Below are 19,505 nucleotides of genomic sequence, written 5' to 3'. Positions count from 1 at the left end.
ATGACAGCACAGCCCTGCCCGTCAGGATAAACTGTTGTTACGTCGTTACATACTGCCCGAAAGTCGGATGAAACGCACCGTAATTATTGATCAGTCATCACGAATCTGACTGATTATTCAGTAAGATTATGCTTCACGGCGCAAATAATGCGCCGTGAGTGCATAAGAATCAAACAGCTTTGACCGCAATCGTCTCGCCCTGCATGCGTTTACGCAGGGTACGTTTGGTACGGTCAATCACATCACCTGCCAGCTGTCCGCATGCAGCATCGATATCATCACCACGGGTTTTACGCACGATAGTGGTGAAACCATACTCCATCAGCACCTTGGAGAAACGGTCGATACGGCTGTTCGAGCTACGGCCATAAGGCGCGCCCGGGAACGGGTTCCATGGAATCAGGTTGATTTTGCACGGCGTATCTTTCAACAGTTCAGCCAGCTGATGCGCATGCTCGGTACCGTCGTTTACGTGATCGAGCATGACATACTCGATCGTCACGCGGCCCTGGTTCGCGTTGGATTTCTCCAGGTAGCGACGCACGGCGGCGAGGAAAGTTTCGATATTGTACTTTTTGTTGATGGGTACAATTTCGTCACGGATTTCGTCGTTCGGTGCATGCAGGGAGATCGCCAGCGCAACGTCAATCATGTCGCCCAGCTTGTCCAGTGCAGGCACTACGCCTGACGTCGACAGCGTTACGCGACGCTTGGACAGACCGAAGCCGAAGTCATCCAGCATGATTTCCATCGCCGGAACGACGTTGGTCAGGTTCAGCAGTGGCTCGCCCATGCCCATCATCACTACGTTGGTGATTGGACGGGTCCCGGTCACTTTCGCCGCACCGACGATTTTCGCCGCACGCCACACCTGGCCGATAATTTCAGACACGCGCAGGTTACGGTTGAATCCCTGCTGAGCGGTTGAGCAGAACTTGCACTCCAGCGCACAGCCCACCTGAGAGGAGACGCACAGCGTGGCGCGGTCTTCTTCCGGGATGTAGACGGTTTCAACGCGCTGATCGCCAACGGCAATCGCCCATTTGATGGTGCCATCGGCAGAGCGCTGCTCCTCCACCACTTCTGGTGCACGGATTTCAGCCACTTCTTTGAGCTTATTGCGCAGCACTTTGTTGATGTCAGTCATGTCATCAAAGTTGTCGCTGCAATAGTGGTACATCCATTTCATGACCTGATCGGCACGAAACGGCTTCTCGCCCATCTCTTTAAAGAACTCGCGCATCTGCTGACGGTTCAGATCCAGCAGGTTAATTTTTCCATTTTTATTTGGAACCGCAGGAATGGCGACTTCGGAGGTATTCACTAATTCAGACATAATTTTTTCCGGCCTCGTTGTTACACGTTATGGCCCATGGAGGGTTGAAAAGAAACGCCCCGGAAAGCAGTCTGCTCGTCCGGGGCGTTGCATTGTACAAAGTCTGGCGCAGGGATGCCACGTCTGCACGCGGCATTTACGAAAATAATGTGTAAACGAAACCGTTAAATTAACGGGTACGTGGACACACTTCGCCTTCAGCGAAGAAGAACGCGATTTCACGAGCGGCAGATTCAACAGAATCGGAACCGTGGGTGCCGTTCTCGGTGAAGCTGTCTGCATAGTCAGCGCGCAGGGTACCAGCCAGTGCGTTATCCGGGTTGGTCGCACCCAGCAGGTCACGGTGACGCTGTACTGCGTTTTCGCCTTCCAGTACGGATACAACGATCGGGCCAGAAGTCATGAACTCAACCAGGCCGTCGAAGAATGGACGACCTTCGTGCTCAGCGTAGAAACCGCGAGCCTGCTCAACGGTCAGGTGCAGCATTTTGGTGCCAACGATTTTGAACCCTGCTGATTCAAAGCGAGCAAAGATGCTGCCAATAACGTTTTTTGCCACCGCGTTTGGTTTGATGATGGAAAAAGTACGTTCAATAGCCATGATAACCTCTGTAAATGTTCTGTTGTTTTTCATACCTGAGTATGGTGTGGCGCGGATTATAATGAGCAATAGCGCCATTGCCTATGGATTCAGGTAACATTTTTTTAAAATGAGACGAAGATTAGCAACAGCTCACAGCAGAAGAGACGTTTAACGCTACTGCAGCGTGAAATTCACCGTTGCCACCTGCCCCGCTTCATCCATCACCAGCACCTGATAATCGCCTGATTTATCAAGCTGCAAGGTGTAAACCCGGCTCTTCACCGCCAGCGGTTCGCCATTCAAAAACCACCAGCGTTCACCGCTATTGCCGGTGGCCTGTAGCGGTAACGAGACGCGGGATTCCCCCGGCAGACGCTTGATAACCGCGCCTTCACGCACGCCAGTCAACATCAGCGGTGCAGGTGAGTCCTGCGACAAGGGCGGACAGGTAGCCGATGGCGAAGGGATCCGTGCTGAGCGCCGCTCGGCTGCAGGCAGCCAGGGTTCCAGCGGCAGCGGCCAGACATCCAGAACTTTCTCGGTCGCATCCGGGCAGTCTGCCGCCACGCGTTTGCCCTCTTTATCCAGCCAGACCGGGAAACGGATCCCGCGAATACCTTCCTGTTCCGGTAAGAGCAACGTCGGCGGCTCGCTGCCGTCCAGCAGCCAGGTCGCCAGGCGACGACGGCAATTTTCGCTCCCTTCCGGCAGCGACTGGCCGCCCGGCCAACAGATGACGCCGCGCCCCACACCGTCAGGACGCGGGTCGCGTGGCAGACGCGCCTGATCGAGCGTTGAACCAGACTGCAGTACATTATTCACCTGGTTAAGCAGAGGTACCGCGCTCGCAAACCCAAACTGACCCGCCACAGGCGTGCCGTCCGGTCGTCCGGTCCAGATCCCAATAACGTAACGGGCATTCAGCCCTACCGCCCATGCGTCACGGTAGCCATAGCTGGTTCCCGTTTTCCATGCCAGAGGTACCACCTGAGGCAGCGCATTGTCCGGCAGCGGCTGCGCCTCATTGGCCAGAATACGGCGAATGATCCACGCCGCCCCCTGGGATAACAACGGCCGCTCTGACAGGGGATCGCCTGGCTGTAAGCGCAGCCGGCCCGCTTTACCGTGTCGGGCGAACGCGCTATAGGCCGCGGTGATATCGGCCAGCCGCGCCCCTGCCCCCCCCAGGATCAGCGATAAATTCGGCTGTGCGCCAGCAGGTAAAATCAGCGGCAAACCTGCATTACTCAACATCGCAGCAAAACGTTTTGGTCCGTATGCCTCGAGCACCTGCACGGCGGGCAGATTAAGAGAGCGTACCAGCGCTTCACTCATACTCACCGGCCCATGAAACCCACTGTCGAAATTACCCGGGCGATAATCCCCCGTTTTTCTTGGAACATCCTGGAGCAGCGATGCCGGGTGGATCAAACCGTCGTCCAGCGCCATACCGTAGATAAAGGGTTTGAGCACCGATCCCGGCGATCGGATCGCATTCACCATATCCACATGGCTAAACCGGGTGTCATCGTTAATGTCGACCGATCCCACCCAGCCACGCACTTTCATATCCGTGTGATCGACGACGATCATTGCCAGCGAACTGCGTGCTGGCAGGCGGGATTTCCAGTTCATCGCCAGTTCTTCAAGCTGCCTCTGCAGGGACGCATCTAAGGTAGTCACAATTTTAGTATCGCGACTTTTACTGAGCATCATGCGCGAAAAGAGCGGTGCCAGCTGCGGCATTTGCCGGGGCGCCAGCCATACCGCTTCTTCACGGGACTCCTTAACCTGGCTTGCCGACCAGACGCCCTGCGTCACCATCCGGTCGAGCACTTTGTTGCGTGCCGCTTCTGCACGTTCCGGCCAGCGGTCAGGACGCAACCGGCTTGGCGCCTGCGGCAATACGGCGAGCAGCGCCGCTTCGGAATAGCTGAGTTGCGAAGGCGGTTTGCCGAGATAGGTCCAGCTTGCCGCACCAATCCCCTGCAGCGTACCGCCAAACGGGGCACGGTTAAGATAAAGCGTGAGGATGTCGCGCTTAGAGAGGTGCCACTCAAGCTGCATGGCTCGCCAGAGCTGACGAATTTTGCCACCAAAAGTGCGCGGATGCGGATCCAGCAGGCGCGCCACCTGCATGGTGAGCGTGCTGCCGCCTGAGACAACCCTCCCGGAGGTAAGATCCTGCCAGGCGGCGCGCAGCACAGAGAACGGATTCACGCCTGGATGGTCCCAGAACCAGCGATCTTCATACTGGATCAAGGCTTCAAGATAGCGGGGAGAAACCTCTTCGAGAGTGACCGGATAGCGCCAGATCCCTTCGCTGTCAGCAAAACGCCAGAGCGGTGTGCCCTTTTCGTCCACCACCACCCGTGCGGGGTTGACCTCTTTCAGAGGCAACGGCCACAGGCGATCAGCGGCCAGGATCAGCCCCCATAAAACGAGAAGCGCTCCCGCCAGCCACAGCCAGCGGGAGCGTATCAGACGTACAAGCCGCATATTACGGTACAACAATCAGCGGGTCACTGGCCGCACCTGTTGCCCGCCACTGCGGCACATACATGGACTCCACCATCGGGACCGGCACCTCATAGGTTCCCGGCGTCACGGCGCGCGCCAGATAAACCAGCGTGACCGGCTGCCCTTCGTTAACCGGCACCGCCGCCACAAAGCGATCGTCGCGGAATTCCATATGCTGAATATCCGCCTGCTGCATCTGACTGAGCAGGTTCTGCACTTCGCTGCCGCTGTCCTGCAGGCTGGCGCTGCTGCTCGCCAGGTTCTGGTTTTCCAGTTCCAGTCCCGCCGGGAGGAGATCGACAACCAGCGCATCCGGCACGTTCTGGCTGGCCTTCACTTCAAGCCATACCAGCACCAGCTCGCCGCTCTTCAGTGACGTGAGCGACTTTGTGCTGCCGTCGGTTGCCAGAATATGGCGCTCAATCTGCAGCACGTTAGACGATGGCTGAGGTGCAGATGCCGGATAACCGGTGCTATCAAGGCGTACCCACAGCGGTGTGCTACCGGTATTTGTCACCTGCAGCGCGCCAAGCTGGTCGCCGTTCACGTTCTGTACCAGGGCTTTATCACCGCCTGATGCAGTATCCGCCAGAGACGTTTGCGCCTGCCATGCGCCGGATAAAGTTTGCAGCGAGCGTCCGGCCAGGAACAGGGCGTTACTCTCCTGGGTCGAGAGCCAGCGCTGGCTGAAAGCTTGTTCCGACAAGGCGTTCAGCAGCGTATTTTGCGCATCCGGCAGAAGCTTGTACTCCTCAAGCAGAGAGAGCATCAGCGCATTATCACGAAGCGCACTGCCATAATCGGCCATCCAGTTTTTGCTGTCGTTACGCGGCGTTTTGATGGCCAGACCCAGTGCCTGCTGGCTGCGCGGTGCGTCGCCCATCAATTTTAGCGCCATCCCCAGCTGCATCAGCGGCAGCCCGGAAGCGGCCTGTCCGTGACGTTCCCAGATTTCACGCAACGCACCAAGCGGGGCCTTTTGCTGGCGAGCCAGCACCAGCGCGGCATAGGCCTGCACCGCAAATTTACTGGCCTGGGTATCATCGCTGTAGCGGATGGACATCATGCCCGGGTCCTGCAGGTAACGCAGCAAGCGGCTGTTGGCGTTGTTAACCGCCTCAGCAGGCACGCTGTAGCCCTGCTCGCCTGCACGAACCAGGAAGTCAGTGACATAGGCGGTGAGCCAGTACTCCTCCGGACCGTTTTTATCCCAAAGCGCGAAACCTCCGTCATCACGCTGCATCTGCAGCAGACGGGAGATTCCGATATCAATGGCCGCACGGCGCTTGTCATCCGTATCCCCTTTGATGCCAAGCGCGGTCAACTGCGCCGCGTTGGTGTAGAGCGACGGGAACAGACCACTGGTGGTTTGCTCCAGACAGCCATACGGGTATGCCTGCAGCTCACGAATATAGCGCGCCAGATTCAGAGGCGGTTTCCCGCTCAGCAGCAATTGTCCCTGTAGCGTGGCAGGAGAGAAGCCATTAAGGTGCTGCGCCGGTGCACTCCACGACTCACCAGGATTCAGCATGGCACCGGTGTTAACGGTCTGCGCCGGGAATGCCGGACGAACGCCGATTTTCCAGCTCTTCTGTTGTGCAGCGAAAGTCTCGCCCGGCAGCTGCAGGCCGGTCACCTGAGCGGTCACTTCACCGTCACCGTAGCCATCCAGCGCACGTACCGGGATAAACAGAGTGCTGCGCGCGCCCGGCGGTAACTTCACGGGCTGCGGCTGTGCGCCCTCAAGCGACAGCTTGCCGGTAGCGGTAAAAGCAACGTTCAGCGTTTGCGGCTGGTCCGTCAGGTTGGTCACATCCAGCGTCAGGCGTGAGGTATCGCCGCTTGCCAGGAAGCGCGGCGTGTTCAGTTCGGTAATGATTGGGGCGGCGACAATCACTTTACCTTCGCTGCTGCCGAAATCATCTTCCGTCCAGGCCTGCGCCATCAGACGCAGCTCGCCGTTGAAGTCTCCAATGGGCAGCGTCACGGTCCCTTCACCGTTAGCATCGAGCTCGACCGGCTGCGCCTGCTGGGCAATGATAGTCACGTGGTTCACCGGTGGTTTACCGCCGCGCTTAAGCTCATCGCCGTCACCACCAAAGCGCAGTGCAGCCATGCGGCCCTGCCCTTCAATGACCTGATCGTAAATATCGTAGATATCCGCGCCGTAGCGCTTCTGACCGAAGAACGCTTCCCACGGATCCGGGGTAACGTAATCGGTGATGTTCAACACGCCGCTGTCCACTGCCGAGATCAGCACATTCACTTTCTGCGGAACGGCGCCTTCTTTGACGCTGGCCTTCACCTTCACGGACAGCGTCTGGTTTGGCCGCATTTTCTGCGGATTTTCCAGCGCGACATTCAGGCGGCGATTCTCATCGCCCATCGGCAGATGCAGTAACCCGACGGCACGTTTCGGCGTCGCTGATTTGGATTTATCGCCAGGGCGTACCACCAGCGTGCTGAGATAGAGATCGTGACGTTTCCAGGCCTTATCCACCGGGATTGAGAGATCGAGCCCGTTGGCCGGTACGTCGATCTCTTTCCACCACAGCGGCCCTTCGCTGGACTCGATCATCGCATAGCCTTTACCCGCCGCCGGAGCAGCGATATGCAGCTGGATGGTATCTCCCGGCTGATAGGAAGGCTTGTCCAGTTTCATGGTCACACGGTCAGGGCGAGCAGCACCGGTGCCGTCACTATTATCCTGCCAGCTGTAGCCGGCCCAGAAGCGCACGCTGCTGACCATATCGTCCGGCGCTTTGACCTCCAGACGGTACGAGCCCCACTCCACCGGGAAGGTCACTTTACCGGTTTCATCGGCCTTAAGGGTCAGCTCCTGCTCGCCCTCAACCAGGTCTTTCTGATCAAACTGTGACTGCCAGCCATCGCTCTCTGACCAGTTCCAGTAGTAGTCACGGCGCTCACGGATCAGGCGAACCTGTAACCCGGAAACCGCCTTTTTTGCCCCGCTGGCATCGGCATAGACGATATCAAAGCTGGCATTGCCGTTTTCATCCACGATCGGCTGGTTGACGGTGGTGTCAGTGCGGTAGTCATAAACGGCCTTACTGGCAAACTGAGGACGGATACCCGGCAGCTCAGCCGCCGGCCAGATGGCCTGCTCAGCACGGCGCGTCACCGGGCGACCGCCCGACTCCAGAAGGCTGGCCTGCAGGATCAGCTGCAGCGGTGAATGCGCCTCTTTCCACTGGCTTTCGGTCGAGACCTGTCCGCGCCCCTGTTCATCAAGGGTTAGCTGAACTTCATCCAGGCTGCGGCTCAGGTTCTCTTCGGCGATATCACCGAACTGGAAGCCCGGCAGTGCAGCGACGGCTTCGCGCAGCGGTCGCAGGAAAAGCTGGCCTTGCAGGGAATTTCCGTTGGCAGGTGCGCCATACAGGTAATAACCCGCAATGTTAAAGTCGACGTTATCCTCGGTGGAAACCGGCGCTTTTTGTCCCGTCAGATTAAGCGCCATACGCTCCGGCATAAAATCTTCAACGTGGAAATCCCACAGGCGCTGTTGGTTATCGCCGGTATTGGCGCGGATATGCCACATACCGGTCTGCGCCCCGCCGTCCAGGGAATAATTGAAGCGATAGAGGCCGTTCTCAGGCTGGACGACAACCGTGCGCGCCACCTGTCCGTCCGGGCGCAGTACGTCTAGTTTAACCGGCTGGGCAGGAAGCGGTTTACCGTCGCTGTCGCGCAGCAAACCATTGAGGATCACCGTTTCGCCAGGGCGATAGAGATCGCGCGGGCCAAACATAAAGAATTGCTTGCTGTAGCCTGGGTTACCTGCGATATCAAACTCCGCCAGATCGAGGGCCGGAAGCTTGAGGTCAAGCAGCGTGGTCTGTCCGTCTTTGCTGGCCAGAATCAGCGCGGCTTCTTTGTCAGTCTCAAGTTTTGCGTGGCCGTCAGCATCGCTGTTCGCTTCGGCAAGCGTCTGCCCTTTATCATTCAACAGGGTGACGGTAACGCCGGATTGCGCCGCGCCATCTTCCAGGCTCTGGGTGAAAATATCCAGACGGTTATGATAACGGTGAGCGGACAACCCAATATCACTTAAGGTAAAGAGCGTCGCGGCATTGCTGTAGTTATAGTGCCCGGCCTGATTCATGACCGCAATGTACACGCCTGACTGCTGGAGCGGCTTAATATCCCGCAGCGGCAACAGCAGTTTTTCACGGGTGTTGCGTGCCGGATTGAGGTCAAACCGGCCGGTATACACCAGGTCCGCCATTTTGAGCAGATTATCGGACTCCCAATTGGTCAGGGAGTTACGGTACTCCCACTGGCTGACAAAGGAGGCCAGGGATTCAGGCTTCACGCGGTAGAAATTCACGTCAACATTGTTGACGTTGAGCGCCATTACCGGCAGACCTTCCACCACCTTGCCCGGCAGCAGCGAGCCACGGCTGGCAAAACCGACCGTCGGTTCAACATCCCGGGTAGTCAGGGCTTTTTCGTAATCGATACCAAATGTCGCTTTGTTCAGCGCCTGCAAATCACGTTCAACGGTGACAACCAGATTGCGGTTGGGCTCCAGATGGCGCAGGCGTAGCTCTTTCAGGTTAGGTGCGAGTTCCCACGCCCCGTCAACCTTGCCGCTTTTTTTATCCACCACATGCACTGTTTTGGCGAAATCCTGATCGGGATTGAGCGGAACAGAGAAGGTCAGCACCAGCGTGGCCGCGCCATCAAGCTGCACCTCTGAGGTATCCAGCAGGGTGAGCGCTTTGCCCTGACTCTGTGCCGCCAGCGTTGCCAGCTTTTCAGCGTCCGGCTTTTCCGGTGCTTTCGGTGTCGTTGCTGTGGATGCTGCGGGAGCCGCAACCTGAGAGTTATCGTCGCTGTTATCAAAGCCGACAAGCGAAAATGTGGTAAGCAGCGCGAGAGAAATCGCGGCTAAGCGAAACGGTGTCATCCTTTGTCCCTGGCCCATGGAGCCTGTTGGTCGTCTTCCGGATAAGTATTATCCGCAAGTTTCATTAATACAAAAAGTCTAATTTTAGAATCTGGAAAGCACCTCGCAGAGCGACGACGCCTTTACTCAGGCACTGCTATGCCGATCACAGTCGCAAACGTCACATGTTACCTTTTACGTCATTTGTTTTTAAAACAAGAAGATAGCTGGATTACCTCGCCTTTAGCCTGCTAGCTTTAAGCTCAAGACGCACCCCGAGTGCGCGGTTCACTAAGAGAGACAGTCATGAAACGAGCCGTGAACGCCCTACAAAATTTCGGAAAATCGTTGTACGGACCGGTACTTATCTTACCGATCGTCGGTCTGTTTATCGCATTCGGTAACGTCCTGGGGAACGGTAACCTCGCAGAGTATGTGCCGTTTCTCGGCCATCCGCTGATTCAGCATGTTGGTCAGCTTATCGCGAAATCGGCCGTGTCAGTACTGGTTAACCTGGCGCTGGTGTTTGCCGTCGGGATACCGATTGGCCTGGCCACGCGTGATAAAGGCTATGCGGCCCTGATTGGCCTGGTGACCTTTGTTGTTTTCATTAACGCGATGAACGTTACGCTGCAGCTCCAGGGCGAACTGGCCCCCGCTGACCAGATGAAAGCCGCCGGGCAAAGTATGGTGCTGGGCGTGCAGGTGCTGGAGATGGGCGTTTTCGCCGGGATCCTGACAGGGGCGCTGTCCGGATACTTGTACAACAAGTACTCCGGCGTACAGTTTAACGGCGCGATGGCCATCTATTCCGGCCACTGTTTCGTCGCCATCGTCATGCTTCCTGTCTCAATGCTGCTCGGCGTCGTGATGAGCGAACTGTGGCCATTTGCCCAGCATGGCATCAGCGCACTGGCGCTGGCGATCAAAGGTTCCGGGCCTTTTGGGGTGGCCATTTACGGCTTCCTGGAACGCATTCTGGTGCCGACCGGCCTGCATCATCTGGTCTATACCCCCTTCCTGTATACCGAACTTGGGGGTACGCAAGAGGTATGCGGCACGGTTTATCAGGGCGCACGCAATATCTATTTCGCCGAAATGGCTTGTCCGGAAGTGAAGCAGTTGAGCAGCACGGTAGTGTGGGACGCGCGCGGCATCAGCAAAATATTTGGCCTGCCCGCGGCGGCGCTGGCGATGTACATGACCGCCAGGCCGGAGCGCAAAGCGGCAGCCAAAGCCATCCTGATCCCGGCAGCATTAACCTCTTTGCTGGTGGGCGTTACCGAGCCGATTGAGTTTTCGTTCCTGTTCGTCGCTCCGCTACTGTTTGTGGTACATGCGGTGCTGACCGGCATCGGCATGATGCTTTTCTCCCTGTTCGGTGTTCATGCCATCGGCGCTGACGGAATTATCGATTTTATTCTTTATAACCTGCCGCTCGGTACGGAGAAGTCCAACTGGCCGATGTACATCGTGGTCGGGCTCATCATGTTCGCGCTCTATTTTGTGGTGTTCCGCTTCCTGATCCTGCGCTTCAACATGAAGACGCCGGGACGCGAGGATGACGATCAGGAGACGCGCCTGTACAGCAAACAGGAGTATCAGGCGAAGGGGAACAATGACGGGCTGGGTGAATCCATCGTGGTGGGGCTGGGAGGCCGGGAAAACATTGAGGTAGTGGATAACTGCTACACCCGCTTACGCGTCACGGTGAAGGATGTCTCCATCATCGACGAGCCGCGCCTGAAAGCGACCGGCGCGAAAGGGATTATCAAACAAGGTAACAACGTTCAGGTGGTCTACGGGCTGCATGTCAAAAAAATGCGAGAAGCCGTTGAGACGTTTCTCTGAGAGGAGCTAAAGATGTTTACACCCCCTTTTATTCTGTCGATTGCCGGTGGCGGCAGCACCTATACGCCAGGTATCGTGAAAAGCCTGATGGTACGCCTGCAGGACTTCCCGCTGGCCGAGATTCGCCTCTACGATATCGACGAAGCACGCCAGAACACCATTGCACCGGTGGTGGAGAAGGTCATTCGCGACCATAGCCAGAGCATTACCTTCACCGTGACCACAGACCCGGAAGTCGCGTTCAGCGGGGCGCACTTTGTCTTCGCCCAGATGCGTGTCGGCCAGTACAGGATGCGTGAGCAGGATGAGAAGATCCCGCTGCGCCACGGCGTGGTGGGCCAGGAAACCTGCGGTCCTGGCGGGCTGGCATACGGCCTGCGCACGATCCTGCCGATGGTCGAGCTGATCGATCTGGTGGATCGCTACGCGCATGAAAAAGCCTGGATCGTGAACTATTCCAACCCGGCAGCGATCGTTGCGGAAGGGGTGCGCCGCCTGCGACCGGACGCCCGCGTGCTTAATATCTGCGATATGCCAGTGGCGGCGATGCGTAACATGGGGGCCATTTTGGGTGTGGACCGCCACAAGCTGGAGGTGGACTACTTTGGTCTGAACCACTTCGGCTGGTTTACCCGCGTGCGGGTGGACGGCGAGGACAAGCTGCCGGAACTGCGTCGGCATATCGCGAGGTTCGGCCTGCTGACGGAAGATGCGGCCAAAACCGATCCGCAGCACTCGGATCCGTCGTGGGTGAAAACCTGGCGCAACATCAAGCCCATCATGGATAACTTCCCGGAATATCTGCCAAACCCCTATCTGCAGTACTACCTGATGCCAAACCAGATTGTGGAGCATCAGAACCCGGACTATACCCGCGCGAACGAAGTGATGAACGGGCGTGAGAAAAAGCTGTTTGCCGCCGCAGAAGAGTATAAGCGTACCGGGATTTTACCGGATGCCTTCCACGTGGGCGTCCACGGCGAGTTTATTGTCGATGTCGCCTGCTCGCTGGCATTTAACCTGCGTCAGCGCCATCTGGTAATGGTGGAAAACCGCGGGGCGATAACCAATCTGCCGTACGACGCGGTGGTGGAAGTCCCGGCCTACATCACCTCTGAAGGGCCAGAGCCTATCCGCGTGGGTCGGGTCCCGCTGTTCCATCAGACGCTGCTACAACAGCAGCTCGCCTCTGAACAGTTGCTGGTGGAAGCGACCATTGAAGGCAGCTACGAAAAAGCACTGCAGGCGTTCACCCTGAACCGTACCGTGCCCACCATGGAGCACGCAAAAGCGATTCTCGATGACATGATTGACGCCAACCGTGACTACTGGCCTGCGCTGCAAAAAGCCTGGCAGAACGGTGAAGCGGTGAAAAAATAGGGTCGTGCTCGCGAGTTGAACGTGGTTTGCTTGTCGGTGTCAGAAAAAACACCGACAATCCTTTTTTACGGAAAAGAATGGAGGCAACCCATGTCCACCTCATATTTTGTCGCCGCCGACTGGCTGATTGAGCACGGTGACGATCCGGAAGTACAGATTATTGACGCGCGAATGGCACCTGCCGGGCAGGAACACCTTCGCGATATGGTCGCAGAATACCGCGCAGGGCATTTGCCGGGCGCGGTATTTTTTGATATTGAAGCCCTGTCCGACCATAACTCCCCTCTCCCGCACATGCTGCCGCGCCCGGAAGCGTTCTCCGTGGCGATGCGCGAACTTGGCGTTAATCGTGACAAACACCTCGTGGTTTACGATGAAGGTAATCTCTTCTCCGCACCGCGCGCCTGGTGGATGCTGAAAAACTTTGGCGTGGAGAAAGTCTCAATTCTTGCAGGCGGCCTCGCGGGCTGGAAGCGTGATGAACTGCCATTACAGCAGGGCGACGTGACGCTGCCGGAAGGCGAGTTCGACGCGACGTTTGATGCGCATCAGGTAAAACGTCTGACCGACGTGCTGGTGGTCAGCCATGAAAAAACGGCGCAAATTGTCGATGCCCGCCCTGCAGCGCGCTTTAACGCCCAGGCGGATGAACCACGTCCGGGGCTGAAGCGCGGCCATATTCCCGGCGCGTTGAATGTGCCGTGGGGCGATCTGGTGTTTGAAGGTGAATTAAAAACGACCGATGAGCTGCGCGCCATTTTTGATCGTCAGGGCGTGGATGTGCATCGTCCCGTTATTGCCAGCTGCGGGTCCGGCGTCACGGCCTGCGTGGTGATTCTGGCGCTCGCCACACTCGGTGTAAATGACGTGACGCTCTATGATGGCGCCTGGAGTGAATGGGGTGCACGAGACGATTTGCCCGTTGAACCGGCCAAATAATGGATAACCGTCTGGCCACGCTGTTAACGCGCGGGGCGTCACTGACCCGCGCGGAATATCGCGTGCTGGCCCACCTCACAGAGCATCCTCTGCTGGTGGGCAATATTACGGTGCGCGAACTGGCGCAGGCGACGTTCGTCTCAACCGCTACCATTATGCGTCTGTGTCAGAAATTAGGCTTCAGCGGTTTTAGCGAATTTATCTGGCACTGCAAACAGCTGTTAACCGAGACGCCGTATATCGCCGCGCAGGCACAACAGCGCCCCGAACTGCCGGCGCTTTTCAGTCAATTTATCGCGAACTATCAGCAAACCTTTCAGTGGGTAACGCAGGAGAAGCGCGCGCAATTTTCGACGTTACTGCGCCAGAAAGAGAGCTTCTTTCTTTATGGCGCCGGCTTCTCTTATCTCTTCGCCGAGTACCTCACCAAGAAATTGCAGGTGCTGGGTAAAACGGCGTTTATTTCCGGGCCGGGCGATAGCCGAAACATTTTCCTCAGCAACGCTGCGCGGTATCAGGTGTTTATCGCCGTCTCACGCAGCGGTGAAACCGAACAGGTGCTGGATAAAGCGCGGATCGCGAAAAACGTGGGGATGACGGTCGTGGCTTTTACGCGCGCTTCGGCCAATACGCTGGCGGGAATGGCAGACCTGCACTTTGCCTTATATGACGAGGCGGTACATTACGCCGCAGAAGCCGCTGGTGTGACGTCGTTTGAGTCGAATCTGGTCCTGTTGATGGATTTACTGCTGCTGGAAGCGACGGGGTGAAAAATCACCCCGCGTAATCAGATAATGCGGGTGGTTTTGAGATCGCGCAGGAATCCGCCCCAGCGACGCTCGTAAAACGGCGTGATGTGTTCGGTAATAAAGTGGCTGATGCCCTTCTCATCCTTCTTCACCTGACAGATATCGATCGGCTCATCACCCGGCAGCGTATCGGTGGCAACACTGCCCGCAGCCTGAATAATCTCCTCGATATCACTGTCTGCTTCAATGCCAATCAGCAGTACCGGCTGTTCATCCGTGCTCTCTTTAACAGAGCAGAGGAACGCGCGCCTCACGGGTTTGAGGGTTTTGAATAGCGTGGTCAGCGAATCAATCATCTGCGCAGGGGGTTCGGCTACTTCAGACAACAGCAGCGTTTCGCCCCCTTCCAGCACTTCCTGCGTACTGAGCGGGTTGCCCTCCTCGCCAATCAGATGGTTGATTTCACGCGGGGTGAACTCTTTCCCGGTTGGCAGTTTGGCGTTGAGGAACAAGGTCTGGCCCAGCGTCATTTCGAACAGAGTGCGCACCGGCATCACCACGAACGCCTGCTCGTCTTTAACAGCCTGCTGCAGAGCTTCCAGCGAAGTGAAGAACGGGATCACCGAAGTGCCGTCGTCTTTCTCCCAGTGGAGCAGGTCCAGCGCGCTGTCTTCAACAACCTGTTCGCCTTCCACAGCGGTACCCGGAACCCAGACGGTGGACTCCAGCAACGTGCGGAAAAATGCCGGACGGTGGGCGGGCTCGGTCGCCGCCTGTTCCAGAAGAGTTTCTAATTCGTTTTTCGTTTCAGACATAGTTTGGCTACTTCAACATAATGTCGGCTGGCGCAAGGCTAACAGGCCTACAAAACCGTAGGCCCGGACAAGCACAGCGCCGCCGGACAAAGACAATTACTCGGCAGTCAACAGGTTCGCGATAGTACGCACGCCCAGTCCCGTTGCCCCTGCAGACCACTGCTCAACGGCCGCTTTACGGTAGGTTGCGGAGCAGTCGATGTGCAGCCAGCCTTCGTGATAGTTCTCAACGAAGTGAGACAGGAAGCCGGCCGCCGTGCTCGCGCCCGCCGGATAGGCTGCGCTCGCGGTGTTGTTCAGTTCGGCGAAGTTAGACGGCAGCTGGCTGCGGTGGAATTCGGCCAGCGGCAGACGCCAGAACGGTTCGTTCTCCGCGGCCGCGCTTGCCAGCAGGCGGGCTGCCAGTTTGTCGTCAAAGCTGAACAGCGCATGGTAGTCGTTGCCCAGCGCGGTTTTCGCCGCACCGGTCAGGGTCGCCATGTCGATAATCAGCTCTGGCTTCTGCGCAGACGCGTCGATGAGACCATCGGCCAGCACCAGACGACCTTCCGCATCGGTGTTCATCACTTCCACGTTTTTACCGTTACGGTAGCGAATAATGTCGCCGAGCTTAAAGGCATTACCGCTCACCATGTTGTCCGCACAGCACAGGTAAAGCTTCACGCGCTTGTTCAGACCGCGCGTAATGGCAAACGCCAGCGCGCCGGTGATGGTTGCCGCGCCGCCCATATCGGACTTCATGGAGTCCATGAACGCGCTCTGCTTCAGGCTGTAACCGCCGGTATCGAACGTGATGCCTTTCCCGACCAGGCAGGCAAATACCGGTGCTGCTTTATCACCGGTTGGGTTGTAATCCAGCGCCAGCAATACCGGAGGACGCTCGGAACCGCGACCCACGGTGTGGATCCCCATATAGTTCTGCTCGCGCAGGTCTTCACCTTTGGTGATGCGGTAAGACATTTTGTCGCCGGCCACGCCGCACAGCAGGTCAACGGCGCGCTGCGCAAGTTGTTCAGGACCCAGCTCTTCTGCCGGGGCGTTAATGGTATCGCGCACCCAGTCGATAATGGTCAGACGGCTTTCCAGCTCTTTCTGACCCGCTTCGTCGAGCGTCGCCCACTCGATTTTACGGCTGCCTTTCGGTCCTTTGTAACCTGCCCAGAATGCCCAGCTGCGGTCGATATCCCAGCCTTCGCCGTCCAGGGTGACATGTTTAATGCCCAGACCATCAATTTTGCGCGCCGCGCGCTGGATCAGACCCAAATCATCGTTGCCAGTCAGGTGCAGGGTAATACCGTCGTTGTTGATACTGTAGGTGGCTTTCTCGCCCCAGCGCGCGTCAGCAGGCTGATTCGAGATCGTAATCTTCATCGCTTCGGTCATTTTATTTATCCTTATTAGCAAACGGGCCGCCTGAAGGCAGCCCGTAAGGTGATTTATTCTGCTTCATCTAACCAGACTAACAGAATCGCCTCCAGAATTTTTTCATTGGATGCGTTTGGATCGTCGTCAAAATCGTCTAAATCGCAGATCCACTGATGCATATCGGTGAAGCGTACGGTTTTAGGATCGAGATCCGGGTTAGCGTCGTAGAGCGCTTCGCCGATTTCACGGCTGTCAGTCCACTTCAGTCCCATATCAGTGCTCGCGTGCGTGGTTGATGGTGTAGCGTGGGAATTCCACGACCAGATCTTCATCGGTCACCAGAGCCTGGCAGCTCAAACGGCTGTCTGGCTCCAGACCCCATGCTTTATCCAGCATGTCGTCTTCATCTTCGGTGCTCTCGGCCAGAGAGTCAAAACCTTCACGCACGATGCAGTGGCAGGTTGTGCAGGCACAGGATTTTTCACAGGCGTGTTCCACTTCGATACCGTTACGCAGGGCAACATCGAGAATGGTCTCACCGGTCTTCGCTTCCAGAACAGCACCATCCGGACAGAGGTCCGCATGAGGCAAAATAACAATCTTTGGCATATTAAACCTCGTCCACGGACTGGCCTTTCAGCGCGACGCGGACAGATTTGTCCATGCGGCGAGCAGCAAAGTCCTGGGTTTGTTTATCAACGTTTTTAATGGCTTCTTCTATTGCATCAGCATCATTGCCTTCGGCCACTGCGCTTAAGCGCGCGGCAGCCTCGTCAATCACCTGACGCTCAGCGGCGCTTAACAGCGCGGCGTCGGCAGCGAGCGCACCGTTCAGACTTTCCAGCACGCGTGCGGCTTCAACTTTCTGTTCTGCCAGCATACGCGCCTTCACATCCTGTTCGGCGTAGCTCATTGAATCCTGAATCATGGAGGCGATCTCACCATCGGTCAGGCCGTAGGACGGCTTCACCTGGATAGACGACTCAACGCCGGTGGATTTCTCCATCGCCGTGACGCTCAGCAGGCCGTCCGCATCCACCTGGAAGGTAACGCGAATATGCGCACCGCCCGCAGGCAGCGCAGGAATACCGCGCAGCGCAAAGCGCGCCAGTGAACGACAGTCCTGCACCAGCTCGCGCTCGCCCTGCATCACATGGATGGACATCGCGGTCTGGCCGTCTTTGAAGGTGGTGAATTCCTGCGCGCGCGCCACCGGAATGGTGGTGTTACGCGGAATGACTTTCTCCACCAGTCCCCCCATGGTTTCTAAACCCAGGGAGAGCGGAATAACATCCAGCAGCAACATCTCGCTGTCCGGCTTGTTGCCGACCAGAATATCCGCCTGGATAGCCGCGCCCACGGCAACCACTTTATCCGGGTCGATGGACGTCAGCGGCGTGCGGCCAAAGAATTCACCCACCCGTTCACGCACCAGCGGTACGCGCGTGGAGCCGCCAACCATGACCACTTCCAGCACCTCGTCAGCCTCAACGCCCGCATCTTTCAGTGCGCGACGGCAGGCCAGCAGGGTGCGTTTCACCAAAGGTGCGATCAGGTCGTTAAACTGTTCCCGGGTGATTTCCCCCTGCCAGCCCGCCACGTTGACGGTGACAGACTGCGCATCGCTCAGCGCGATTTTCGCGTCGATGGCCACGTCCAGCAGTTCACGCTGCACGCGTGCATCGCTGCGATCGGGGATACCCGCCTGCTCGCGAATGAAATCAGCGAGCAGATGGTCGAAGTCATCGCCACCCAGCGCAGAATCACCGCCGGTAGCCAGCACTTCAAACACCCCACGGCTTAAGCGCAGGATAGAGATATCAAAGGTCCCGCCACCCAGATCGTAAACCGCAATCACCCCTTCCTGACCGGAGTCCAGGCCGTAGGCAATGGCGGCCGCCGTCGGTTCGTTCAGCAGGCGCAGAACGTGCAGTCCCGCCAGACGCGCCGCGTCTTTGGTGCCCTGACGCTGTGCATCATCAAAGTAGGCCGGAACGGTAATGACCACGCCGTCGAGATCGCCGCCAAGCGTTGCCGTAGCACGCGCCGCCAGCGCTTTGAGGATATCAGCAGAAACGCGGATCGGGTTCAGCAGCCCCGCTGCCGTGGCAATCATTGGCAGGCCGTTTTCACTGGCCTGCAGCTGATACGGCAGATGCGGATAACGGGTCTGAATATCGGCGAGGGAGCGGCCCATCATGCGTTTTACGGAACTGATGGTGTTCGCCGGATCGCGCGCGGCGTTCGCGCGTGCGTCGTAGCCAACCGCGTGGCCCTGCTGTTGGTAGTGGACCACGGAAGGCAGCAGATGACGGCCCTGCTCGTCAGCCAACGTTTCCGCCTGGCCGCTTCGCACGGTCGCCACGAGAGAATTGGTGGTGCCCAGATCAATACCTACCGCCAGACGACGCTGGTGCGGTGCGGCACTTAAGCCAGGCTCACTAATTTGTAATAAGGCCATAATTGCTTCCGAAATTAAAAATCGAGCAGCTTTTCTTCGAGTTGTTCAGCACTGCTTCGCAGTTTATCGAGAAAACGGAGTTTGCGCACAGTGTCTGCCGCCACATCCCAGGTCTCGTTGTTCAGTTGCTCAACCATCAGTTGATGGCGGGTATCGAACATGCCTTTTACGCGCTTGATGAAGCTTTCCAGACGCGCTTCATCTTTGGCCTGTTCAATCTCATCCAGCTCTTCACGCAGTTCCAGCTGTTCCATCAAAAACGCCGTATCACGCACGGTGTGCTGTTCACTCGCCAGATCAAACCCATGAATCGAGAGCAGATACTCAGCGCGAGACAGTGGATGGCGCAGCGTCTGCCAGGCCTGATTGATGGTCGCAGATTGCGATACCGCAGCCAATTGCTCTGACTGAGTACCACTGGCGAATTTATCCGGATGATACTGACGCTGCAGATCCTGGAAGCGGATCGTCAGCGCCTGCAGATCAATCGGGTATTGAGCGGGTAGTCCGAAGAGAGTGAAGTAATCCATAACAATCTCAGGGGTAGCCTGTTAGAACAAACCCCACGCACAGGAGTCCTGCGGTGGGGTTTCG

The 19,505-nt window shown here is 57.3% G+C and carries 14 protein-coding genes; 4 read left to right on the top strand and 10 right to left on the bottom strand.

Annotated elements, in window-relative coordinates; genetic code table 11:
- Positions 1-169 precede the first annotated feature (169 nt).
- The 4 genes from AB6731_RS20420 to AB6731_RS20405 form a co-directional block, all read right to left on the bottom strand.
- Positions 170-1,336 (bottom strand): bifunctional tRNA (adenosine(37)-C2)-methyltransferase TrmG/ribosomal RNA large subunit methyltransferase RlmN, encoded by a 1,167-nt coding sequence (locus AB6731_RS20420; RefSeq protein ID WP_014171168.1) that lies wholly within the window; start codon positions 1,334-1,336, stop codon positions 170-172.
- A gap of 169 nt (positions 1,337-1,505) precedes the next feature.
- Positions 1,506-1,937, bottom strand: coding sequence for a nucleoside-diphosphate kinase (gene ndk / locus AB6731_RS20415; protein ID WP_003860625.1), 432 nt, complete (start codon positions 1,935-1,937; stop codon positions 1,506-1,508).
- A 156-nt stretch (positions 1,938-2,093) separates the two neighbouring features.
- The gene (gene pbpC / locus AB6731_RS20410) at positions 2,094-4,418 is read right to left on the bottom strand and encodes a peptidoglycan glycosyltransferase PbpC (RefSeq protein WP_032678687.1); all 2,325 of its coding nucleotides are present in this window, start codon (positions 4,416-4,418) and stop codon (positions 2,094-2,096) included.
- A gap of 1 nt (position 4,419) precedes the next feature.
- The gene (locus AB6731_RS20405; protein WP_371006740.1) at positions 4,420-9,372 is read right to left on the bottom strand and encodes an alpha-2-macroglobulin; all 4,953 of its coding nucleotides are present in this window, start codon (positions 9,370-9,372) and stop codon (positions 4,420-4,422) included.
- Positions 9,373-9,657: 285 nt separating this feature from the next.
- On the opposite strand from AB6731_RS20405, the gene AB6731_RS20400 reads away from it, so the two are divergent.
- The 4 genes from AB6731_RS20400 to AB6731_RS20385 all read left to right on the top strand — a co-directional run bounded on the left by AB6731_RS20400 (position 9,658) and on the right by AB6731_RS20385 (position 14,291).
- Positions 9,658-11,202, top strand: a complete 1,545-nt coding sequence (locus AB6731_RS20400) for a PTS transporter subunit EIIC (protein WP_371006739.1) — start codon at positions 9,658-9,660, stop codon at positions 11,200-11,202.
- 12 nt (positions 11,203-11,214) lie between these two features.
- Entirely contained in the window at positions 11,215-12,582 is a 1,368-nt protein-coding gene (locus tag AB6731_RS20395; protein WP_014171173.1) for a 6-phospho-alpha-glucosidase, read from the top strand.
- A gap of 90 nt (positions 12,583-12,672) precedes the next feature.
- Positions 12,673-13,521 carry a 3-mercaptopyruvate sulfurtransferase gene (sseA, locus tag AB6731_RS20390; protein ID WP_050737167.1) on the top strand — a complete coding sequence of 283 codons (849 nt, stop codon included), beginning with the start codon at positions 12,673-12,675 and terminating at the stop codon, positions 13,519-13,521.
- Entirely contained in the window at positions 13,521-14,291 is a 771-nt protein-coding gene (locus AB6731_RS20385; protein WP_014171175.1) for a MurR/RpiR family transcriptional regulator, read from the top strand. Before sseA ends, AB6731_RS20385 begins: the two co-directional genes overlap by 1 nt.
- A 17-nt stretch (positions 14,292-14,308) precedes the next feature.
- On the opposite strand, the gene sseB is transcribed toward AB6731_RS20385, so the two are convergent.
- The 6 genes from sseB to hscB form a co-directional block, all read right to left on the bottom strand.
- The gene (gene sseB, locus AB6731_RS20380) at positions 14,309-15,085 is read right to left on the bottom strand and encodes an enhanced serine sensitivity protein SseB (RefSeq protein ID WP_371006738.1); all 777 of its coding nucleotides are present in this window, start codon (positions 15,083-15,085) and stop codon (positions 14,309-14,311) included.
- Between the two features lie 96 nt (positions 15,086-15,181).
- A complete protein-coding gene (gene pepB / locus AB6731_RS20375; RefSeq protein ID WP_020883024.1) occupies positions 15,182-16,468 on the bottom strand; it encodes an aminopeptidase PepB in 1,287 nt (428 codons plus the stop codon).
- 53 nt (positions 16,469-16,521) lie between these two features.
- Positions 16,522-16,722: a Fe-S cluster assembly protein IscX gene (gene iscX, locus AB6731_RS20370; RefSeq protein ID WP_014171178.1), complete on the bottom strand. Its 201-nt coding sequence runs from the start codon at positions 16,720-16,722 to the stop codon at positions 16,522-16,524.
- A 1-nt stretch (position 16,723) separates the two neighbouring features.
- Positions 16,724-17,059, bottom strand: coding sequence for an ISC system 2Fe-2S type ferredoxin (gene fdx, locus AB6731_RS20365; protein WP_014171179.1), 336 nt, complete (start codon positions 17,057-17,059; stop codon positions 16,724-16,726).
- Between the two features lies 1 nt (position 17,060).
- Positions 17,061-18,911, bottom strand: a complete 1,851-nt coding sequence (gene hscA, locus AB6731_RS20360) for a Fe-S protein assembly chaperone HscA (protein WP_020883023.1) — start codon at positions 18,909-18,911, stop codon at positions 17,061-17,063.
- Between the two features lie 14 nt (positions 18,912-18,925).
- Positions 18,926-19,441: a co-chaperone HscB gene (hscB, locus tag AB6731_RS20355; RefSeq protein WP_050737169.1), complete on the bottom strand. Its 516-nt coding sequence runs from the start codon at positions 19,439-19,441 to the stop codon at positions 18,926-18,928.
- Between the last annotated feature and the right edge of the window lie 64 nt (positions 19,442-19,505).

Origin of the sequence: Enterobacter sp. RCC_40, from assembly GCF_041360735.1 — a bacterium.
GTDB classification, from domain to species: Bacteria; Pseudomonadota; Gammaproteobacteria; order Enterobacterales; family Enterobacteriaceae; genus Enterobacter; species Enterobacter ludwigii.
Note: the sequence above shows the minus strand (reverse complement) of the source record. Positions and strands in the feature narration are given on the sequence as shown.